The following is an 8,510-nucleotide window of genomic DNA, read 5'->3' on the forward strand; positions in this document are numbered from 1 at the left end:
AAACCCGCGAGAGGGGCTCTACCGTGGAGGGAGCAAACGCCGTGAACATCCAGACGACCTGATTCCTGATTCTCGGGCCGCGCTGGACGCCAACTCGGAGGGCTCAAACTCCGACTGGCCACGGCGTTCTGCTCTTGTTGGGTCCTAATCTGGCCTATCTCAGGCCGCACCAGGGGCGCGAACCGCCGAAGCAGACCGGATTTTTTTCACGTAATCGGCGTAGGAGCCGACGTGCAGGGCTCGGAACCTCGCCAGCGGAGCCCCCGGCACCGACAGCAAACCGACACCCGGTAGGGCGCTGACCTGGGCTTCTGCCACATCCCGGGCCGCACCGGGGTGCAGAAGCTCCACCGCAGCCGGGTTGTCGCTGCGGAAGCTGACCTTCACCGAGCACTGAGCCCGCTCAAACGCCCCCATCAGAGCCGCCTCCGCCCGCTGCACGACCAGCACCACTCGGACACCAGCCTTCGCGCCCTCGGCCAGCAGACGGCCGATCACACCCCGCGACAGTCACCAGCGGGCTCTCCGCGAGCTGGCCCAGGAAGCCGTAGACGAACCTGCTCTTCCCCGACCGCGTGACTCCCTGGATCGCCATGTGCGCCTCAGACCCCCAGTCCCGCACCAGATCCCGACCGGCATCCCTCGAATGACCGCCCGCCGCTGGGCCACACCCCCAGCGCAGGCCGACACCCAAGAGCTGCCTCCGGCGGCCCCTCCGGGGAGGGCCTCTGCTCCCGCAGCAGCCGAGCACCCCTCACCACCCGAGAGAGAGGAGTAGGGGCCGGCTCCGGGTGGGGCTGCGGTCACGTCGGCCCCACAGGGCATCAGAGGGCCGCAGGTGCCCGCAAGCCTGGGCAGCAACATCCCGCGGACCCCACCGGGCATGTTGCGGGCACCTGCGGCCCTCTGACGGCGCTCCGCGCGCCGACGTGACCGCAGCCCCACCCTCCAAGCACCAGCTGCATGTCGTCGTATCGACGACCACCCCAGGCGTCAATCATACGTTGACACCCGCGTTTTCGTACCCCCCCGCTGGGGCGGGGTGCGGTCCGGGTAGGTGTGGTGGCGGTTGACCTTCGGTGGCTCGCGTACGACGCGCTCGTCGCAGCCGCTCCAAGATCAACTGCCACCACACCTATACACAGTGCTGTGATCCCGCCGGTCCCGACGCCGGTTCCGCACAAACACTTCACTCCCGGCCACCGACGCCCGCGGAGAACGGCAGCTTGTTCCGCTACGGGATGCGCGCTAGCCGTGAATCATCAGGACATCAGCGAGGCAGGCAAGCTGCGCCAGTGCCAAGTAGCACCACACGGACTTACCGGAGCAAGTCGCACCCTGAATGAAAGCGTGCAGAACAGTTGTGGCACATAGAACTAACTTTGCACAGTCGGCTAATTAAAACCAGACAACTCGACCCAATTAGTAGGCTATCACGGCAGTCTACACGGATTGGACTTCCAGATCGAGACATAGCCGAACTCTCCATGGCGCACTCCGCGATTATCGACAATCAAGAAATCCGCTTTAACTCGGTAGTCTGCTTTCTGGCATCGTTCATTAGGAGTGGCGTTCATATAATTTACGTTGCCTCCCTTACGCTTAGCTGAAATCTTCCACGTGTACTGCGAACCGGGAAACTTGCGCTCCATTACTGCGGTTACGCCAAGATATCGTTGCTTGGTCTTACACTTGATTCGCGGATCAACCGTAACATTTCCTCGGACGTGCCCTGAAGCGTGAGGCACTTCCATAATGATGTCACAGTCGCCGATCGTCTTGGTAGCAGCATACGCTTCCGAAGGGTTAAGAAAAGCTGATCCGACAACCACTGCAGAGATAAAGAGTACGGCAATAAAAATCTTCAGAACGCGCATTTTTCCTCCGTATATCGGTAAGCCGAACAGGCTCGCTCAGAATTACCAACTATTGCTTTTACACACGTTTAGTAACTTTATGAGGATTATTCAGGAACTCCTAGCGAGCGACCTCACTACGATCCCGACCTGGGGAAACACTACAACACTTCGTGATCACCCTGGATGAACCTCTATGACCACGACTTCAGTTATCAAGGTCCGCGTTGCAGGGCAAGTGAAGCCACGCAGTAGACTCAGCGTCCCATCCGCTGAGCCATGCAACTCCCGCCGGAGTTACGACACGAAAATGGTGTGCCAGCGCGAGACCGCACGCTGTCAGGCGGACCGCCATATAGTCATCCGACGCTCGGCGCCAATCAACCACAGTCCGGCCGTTCTGAAGTTTGCGTGGATAATCAGCAACGAGCCGTCGGTAATCTTCCGGATACCGAATAATGAATATATCCCGCGGCGGAGGCAAGCGAAATGTGAAGTTACGCAGTTTTCTGTTTAGGCTGGCAAACTCACTTTTTTCACTGCGAGACCATGCGCTATCTCCATTAGGAAGATAAGAAGATGTCCAGAATGCTCCCAGCGGCTTGTCTCCGTACAGGTCATCCTCGGGGTTCTCAATCTGGGTGGCCCGAAGAGTAATTGAGTCAGAGAAGACCCCTTGAGGCGAGACAACGTCGGCGGACCCTAACCACCCCCGACTCAGAACTTGAGCAAGGGCTGCAGCTGTCTCGTCGAGACGTTCGTCGGCTCGATCGGCAAATTCTTCCACTGCATACTGATAACTGTTGGCAAAAACAATATCCCAGTACGTCTCCACCTCATCCTCGACATTCAGGTCTATCCCATGCACAACAATAGATTCAGCCGCTTGCAGAATAACCGGACCCCAAACTCTTTCATCAGACGATCTCAACTCTTCTCCTCGTGACGCCTTCGCCACCTATCAACAATGAAAATCATGGTCGTTTAAATCTCAGAGCCGGGTCTGACACCTCGGCGTCTCGTATCTGTGAGCCGGGTCGGCATCTCCCAGCCGATGCCGTTCGCGTCCAGCCAGGCCCGAGCAGCATCGGTGCCTTCTCGTTCGATGATCGAGAGGAACTCCGGGACCCGGGGCTGGAGCTGCGGCCAGGACTCGCGAGGGATGACCGCGACCTCCTCCCCGTCCAGGGAGTCGTCGTCGACGATCTCCTCGTCGCTACGCTCGGTCTTCTCCTCCTCGGACAAGATGTTGCGCAGGTCGTGCTTGCCTCGTGACCAGGTCATCTGCGGGACTCCCTTGATCGCCTTCTCGAACTCGCGCAGCAGCTCCTGAGCCTGCAGATCGACCATCTGGACCTGTGCACCGGTCTCGGGGTTCTCGTAGGTCCGCCCGATCGTTGCGTCGTGAATCAGCTCGCCGATCGTGCGGGAGGTCCCCTTCGCCTTCTTGTGACCGGCCATCAGCTGCTCAGCCGCGATGCCCTTGGCCTGGTAAGCCGCCCAGGCCTGGGCCGCTTCGGTGTCACCGTCAGGCAGGATCTCGAAGTCCAGACCGTGCTCCCGATCCGGAGCGGGCATGCCCGCGGCCACCGCACCCCGCGACCAGCGGGTGAACCACCCCTCAGCCAGCTCGGTCATCTGCTCATCGGTCGTGCCCGGCTCGAACACCAGCGTCACATGCTGATGCAGATGCCAACCGTTCTCGACACCCCAGGTCAGGTCCGGCGACCGCGACCAACCACGAAGCCCCAGCTCAACGTAGTCACGCATCCCCGCACGGCCATCAGTCACCCGACTGAAAGCCGTCCGTGACGCCTTCACCGACAGGGCCAGCTCGTGCTCAGCGAAGTGCCGCAACGTCAGGGTCAGCGTCATCACCCGAGCGCCATCCTCGACGTGCCGCGTCACCACCTTCCCCAGCAACGCCGTCCGCTCCACCGAGATACGCATCGAGCACTCCGGGCACGTCCACACCGTCCCGCACCGCATCAACCCCGCGAGCCCCGCGACCCGCTTCACCCTCCCACAACCCTCTGTGACTTCCGTCACTTTCGCGACGACGGAGGCGTCCGGACGGAGGCCCGGGAGCCCGCACGCGCGCACCCGACGACCCCGATACACCTTACGGAGACCCTCTCGCTGCGCGTACCGGGCCGCGCGCGCCTCGTCCCGCCGGACCTGCTCCGCAGCCGGATCACCGCTCTTCTTCCGCACCCACTCCCGCAACGAGAACCACCGCTGACAACAGCCCCCAGCAACGCTGTGACCTGCAGTGGAAGGTACATCCGTGTAAGTGCCAAGGGGCGGCCCCGACAGGCCGCTCACGCCTCCGGCGCCGCGGCCCGCCGGGCCACCCGCAGGCAGCACGACAGACCCGGAGGAGGCCCCGAGCAGCGAAGGAGGACGAGACGAGACGTGGTCTCGGAGAGTCGACTGGTGAACCCGCGAGAGGGGCTCTACCGTGGAGGGAGCAAACGCCGTGAACATCCAGACGACCTGATTCCTGATTCTCGGGCCGCGCTGGACGCCAACTCGGAGGGCTCAAACTCCGACTGGCCACGGCGTTCTGCTCTTGTTGGGTCCTAATCTGGCCTATCTCAGGCCGCACCAGGGGCGCGAACCGCCGAAGCAGACCGGATTTTTTTCACGTAATCGGCGTAGGAGCCGACGTGCAGGGCTCGGAACCTCGCCAGCGGAGCCCCCGGCACCGACAGCAAACCGACACCCGGTAGGGCGCTGACCTGGGCTTCTGCCACATCCCGGGCCGCACCGGGGTGCAGAAGCTCCACCGCAGCCGGGTTGTCGCTGCGGAAGCTGACCTTCACCGAGCACTGAGCCCGCTCAAACGCCCCCATCAGAGCCGCCTCCGCCCGCTGCACGACCAGCACCACTCGGACACCAGCCTTCGCGCCCTCGGCCAGCAGACGGCCGATCACACCCCGCGACAGTCACCAGCGGGCTCTCCGCGAGCTGGCCCAGGAAGCCGTAGACGAACCTGCTCTTCCCCGACCGCGTGACTCCCTGGATCGCCATGTGCGCCTCAGACCCCCAGTCCCGCACCAGATCCCGACCGGCATCCCTCGAATGACCGCCCGCCGCTGGGCCACACCCCCAGCGCAGGCCGACACCCAAGAGCTGCCTCCGGCGGCCCCTCCGGGGAGGGCCTCTGCTCCCGCAGCAGCCGAGCACCCCTCACCACCCGAGAGAGAGGAGTAGGGGCCGGCTCCGGGTGGGGCTGCGGTCACGTCGGCCCCACAGGGCATCAGAGGGCCGCAGGTGCCCGCAAGCCTGGGCAGCAACATCCCGCGGACCCCACCGGGCATGTTGCGGGCACCTGCGGCCCTCTGACGGCGCTCCGCGCGCCGACGTGACCGCAGCCCCACCCTCCAAGCACCAGCTGCATGTCGTCGTATCGACGACCACCCCAGGCGTCAATCATACGTTGACACCCGCGTTTTCGTACCCCCCCGCTGGGGCGGGGTGCGGTCCGGGTAGGTGTGGTGGCGGTTGACCTTCGGTGGCTCGCGTACGACGCGCTCGTCGCAGCCGCTCCAAGATCAACTGCCACCACACCTATACACAGTGCTGTGATCCCGCCGGTCCCGACGCCGGTTCCGCACAAACACTTCACTCCCGGCCACCGACGCCCGCGGAGAACGGCAGCTTGTTCCGCTACGGGATGCGCGCTAGCCGTGAATCATCAGGACATCAGCGAGGCAGGCAAGCTGCGCCAGTGCCAAGTAGCACCACACGGACTTACCGGAGCAAGTCGCACCCTGAATGAAAGCGTGCAGAACAGTTGTGGCACATAGAACTAACTTTGCACAGTCGGCTAATTAAAACCAGACAACTCGACCCAATTAGTAGGCTATCACGGCAGTCTACACGGATTGGACTTCCAGATCGAGACATAGCCGAACTCTCCATGGCGCACTCCGCGATTATCGACAATCAAGAAATCCGCTTTAACTCGGTAGTCTGCTTTCTGGCATCGTTCATTAGGAGTGGCGTTCATATAATTTACGTTGCCTCCCTTACGCTTAGCTGAAATCTTCCACGTGTACTGCGAACCGGGAAACTTGCGCTCCATTACTGCGGTTACGCCAAGATATCGTTGCTTGGTCTTACACTTGATTCGCGGATCAACCGTAACATTTCCTCGGACGTGCCCTGAAGCGTGAGGCACTTCCATAATGATGTCACAGTCGCCGATCGTCTTGGTAGCAGCATACGCTTCCGAAGGGTTAAGAAAAGCTGATCCGACAACCACTGCAGAGATAAAGAGTACGGCAATAAAAATCTTCAGAACGCGCATTTTTCCTCCGTATATCGGTAAGCCGAACAGGCTCGCTCAGAATTACCAACTATTGCTTTTACACACGTTTAGTAACTTTATGAGGATTATTCAGGAACTCCTAGCGAGCGACCTCACTACGATCCCGACCTGGGGAAACACTACAACACTTCGTGATCACCCTGGATGAACCTCTATGACCACGACTTCAGTTATCAAGGTCCGCGTTGCAGGGCAAGTGAAGCCACGCAGTAGACTCAGCGTCCCATCCGCTGAGCCATGCAACTCCCGCCGGAGTTACGACACGAAAATGGTGTGCCAGCGCGAGACCGCACGCTGTCAGGCGGACCGCCATATAGTCATCCGACGCTCGGCGCCAATCAACCACAGTCCGGCCGTTCTGAAGTTTGCGTGGATAATCAGCAACGAGCCGTCGGTAATCTTCCGGATACCGAATAATGAATATATCCCGCGGCGGAGGCAAGCGAAATGTGAAGTTACGCAGTTTTCTGTTTAGGCTGGCAAACTCACTTTTTTCACTGCGAGACCATGCGCTATCTCCATTAGGAAGATAAGAAGATGTCCAGAATGCTCCCAGCGGCTTGTCTCCGTACAGGTCATCCTCGGGGTTCTCAATCTGGGTGGCCCGAAGAGTAATTGAGTCAGAGAAGACCCCTTGAGGCGAGACAACGTCGGCGGACCCTAACCACCCCCGACTCAGAACTTGAGCAAGGGCTGCAGCTGTCTCGTCGAGACGTTCGTCGGCTCGATCGGCAAATTCTTCCACTGCATACTGATAACTGTTGGCAAAAACAATATCCCAGTACGTCTCCACCTCATCCTCGACATTCAGGTCTATCCCATGCACAACAATAGATTCAGCCGCTTGCAGAATAACCGGACCCCAAACTCTTTCATCAGACGATCTCAACTCTTCTCCTCGTGACGCCTTCGCCACCTATCAACAATGAAAATCATGGTCGTTTAAATCTCAGAGCCGGGTCTGACACCTCGGCGTCTCGTATCTGTGAGCCGGGTCGGCATCTCCCAGCCGATGCCGTTCGCGTCCAGCCAGGCCCGAGCAGCATCGGTGCCTTCTCGTTCGATGATCGAGAGGAACTCCGGGACCCGGGGCTGGAGCTGCGGCCAGGACTCGCGAGGGATGACCGCGACCTCCTCCCCGTCCAGGGAGTCGTCGTCGACGATCTCCTCGTCGCTACGCTCGGTCTTCTCCTCCTCGGACAAGATGTTGCGCAGGTCGTGCTTGCCTCGTGACCAGGTCATCTGCGGGACTCCCTTGATCGCCTTCTCGAACTCGCGCAGCAGCTCCTGAGCCTGCAGATCGACCATCTGGACCTGTGCACCGGTCTCGGGGTTCTCGTAGGTCCGCCCGATCGTTGCGTCGTGAATCAGCTCGCCGATCGTGCGGGAGGTCCCCTTCGCCTTCTTGTGACCGGCCATCAGCTGCTCAGCCGCGATGCCCTTGGCCTGGTAAGCCGCCCAGGCCTGGGCCGCTTCGGTGTCACCGTCAGGCAGGATCTCGAAGTCCAGACCGTGCTCCCGATCCGGAGCGGGCATGCCCGCGGCCACCGCACCCCGCGACCAGCGGGTGAACCACCCCTCAGCCAGCTCGGTCATCTGCTCATCGGTCGTGCCCGGCTCGAACACCAGCGTCACATGCTGATGCAGATGCCAACCGTTCTCGACACCCCAGGTCAGGTCCGGCGACCGCGACCAACCACGAAGCCCCAGCTCAACGTAGTCACGCATCCCCGCACGGCCATCAGTCACCCGACTGAAAGCCGTCCGTGACGCCTTCACCGACAGGGCCAGCTCGTGCTCAGCGAAGTGCCGCAACGTCAGGGTCAGCGTCATCACCCGAGCGCCATCCTCGACGTGCCGCGTCACCACCTTCCCCAGCAACGCCGTCCGCTCCACCGAGATACGCATCGAGCACTCCGGGCACGTCCACACCGTCCCGCACCGCATCAACCCCGCGAGCCCCGCGACCCGCTTCACCCTCCCACAACCCTCTGTGACTTCCGTCACTTTCGCGACGACGGAGGCGTCCGGACGGAGGCCCGGGAGCCCGCACGCGCGCACCCGACGACCCCGATACACCTTACGGAGACCCTCTCGCTGCGCGTACCGGGCCGCGCGCGCCTCGTCCCGCCGGACCTGCTCCGCAGCCGGATCACCGCTCTTCTTCCGCACCCACTCCCGCAACGAGAACCACCGCTGACAACAGCCCCCAGCAACGCTGTGACCTGCAGTGGAAGGTACATCCGTGTAAGTGCCAAGGGGCGGCCCCGACAGGCCGCTCACGCCTCCGGCGCCGCGGCCCGCCGGGCCACCCGCAG

The 8,510-nt window shown here is 61.7% G+C and carries 8 protein-coding genes; all 8 read right to left on the minus strand.

Translation table 11 applies throughout. The annotated features are described in order from the left end of the window. Window positions 1-159: 159 nt before the first annotated feature. Entirely contained in the window at window positions 160-498 is a 339-nt protein-coding gene (locus KPL57_RS16850; RefSeq protein ID WP_226352344.1) for a hypothetical protein, read from the minus strand. 935 nt (window positions 499-1,433) lie between these two features. Further along, window positions 1,434-1,877, minus strand: a complete 444-nt coding sequence (locus KPL57_RS16855) for a hypothetical protein (RefSeq protein WP_226352345.1) — start codon at window positions 1,875-1,877, stop codon at window positions 1,434-1,436. A 187-nt stretch (window positions 1,878-2,064) separates the two neighbouring features. Next, entirely contained in the window at window positions 2,065-2,814 is a 750-nt protein-coding gene (locus KPL57_RS16860; protein WP_226352346.1) for a hypothetical protein, read from the minus strand. Window positions 2,815-2,840: 26 nt separating this feature from the next. Further along, complete coding sequence (locus KPL57_RS16865; RefSeq protein ID WP_308252904.1) at window positions 2,841-4,343, minus strand: protein rep; 1,503 nt, start codon at window positions 4,341-4,343, stop codon at window positions 2,841-2,843. A 110-nt stretch (window positions 4,344-4,453) separates the two neighbouring features. Then, a complete protein-coding gene (locus KPL57_RS16870) occupies window positions 4,454-4,792 on the minus strand; it encodes a hypothetical protein (RefSeq protein WP_226352344.1) in 339 nt (112 codons plus the stop codon). 935 nt (window positions 4,793-5,727) lie between these two features. Next, window positions 5,728-6,171 carry a hypothetical protein gene (locus KPL57_RS16875; RefSeq protein ID WP_226352345.1) on the minus strand — a complete coding sequence of 148 codons (444 nt, stop codon included), beginning with the start codon at window positions 6,169-6,171 and terminating at the stop codon, window positions 5,728-5,730. 187 nt (window positions 6,172-6,358) lie between these two features. After that, window positions 6,359-7,108 (minus strand): hypothetical protein, encoded by a 750-nt coding sequence (locus tag KPL57_RS16880; RefSeq protein ID WP_226352346.1) that lies wholly within the window; start codon window positions 7,106-7,108, stop codon window positions 6,359-6,361. A 26-nt stretch (window positions 7,109-7,134) separates the two neighbouring features. Beyond that, window positions 7,135-8,139 carry a protein rep gene (locus KPL57_RS16885; RefSeq protein WP_226352347.1) on the minus strand — a complete coding sequence of 335 codons (1,005 nt, stop codon included), beginning with the start codon at window positions 8,137-8,139 and terminating at the stop codon, window positions 7,135-7,137. Window positions 8,140-8,510 lie beyond the last annotated feature (371 nt).

The organism is Pseudonocardia sp. ICBG601 (genome assembly GCF_020496245.1).

Coding starts and splice junctions, on each gene's coding strand:
- KPL57_RS16855 (WP_226352345.1), bottom strand. CDS start 1,877: ATGCGCGTTCTGAAGATTTTTATTGCCGTACTCTTTATCTCTGCAGTG.
- KPL57_RS16865 (WP_308252904.1), bottom strand. CDS start 4,343: ATGTTCACGGCGTTTGCTCCCTCCACGGTAGAGCCCCTCTCGCGGGTT.
- KPL57_RS16875 (WP_226352345.1), bottom strand. CDS start 6,171: ATGCGCGTTCTGAAGATTTTTATTGCCGTACTCTTTATCTCTGCAGTG.
- KPL57_RS16885 (WP_226352347.1), bottom strand. CDS start 8,139: ATGCGGTGCGGGACGGTGTGGACGTGCCCGGAGTGCTCGATGCGTATC.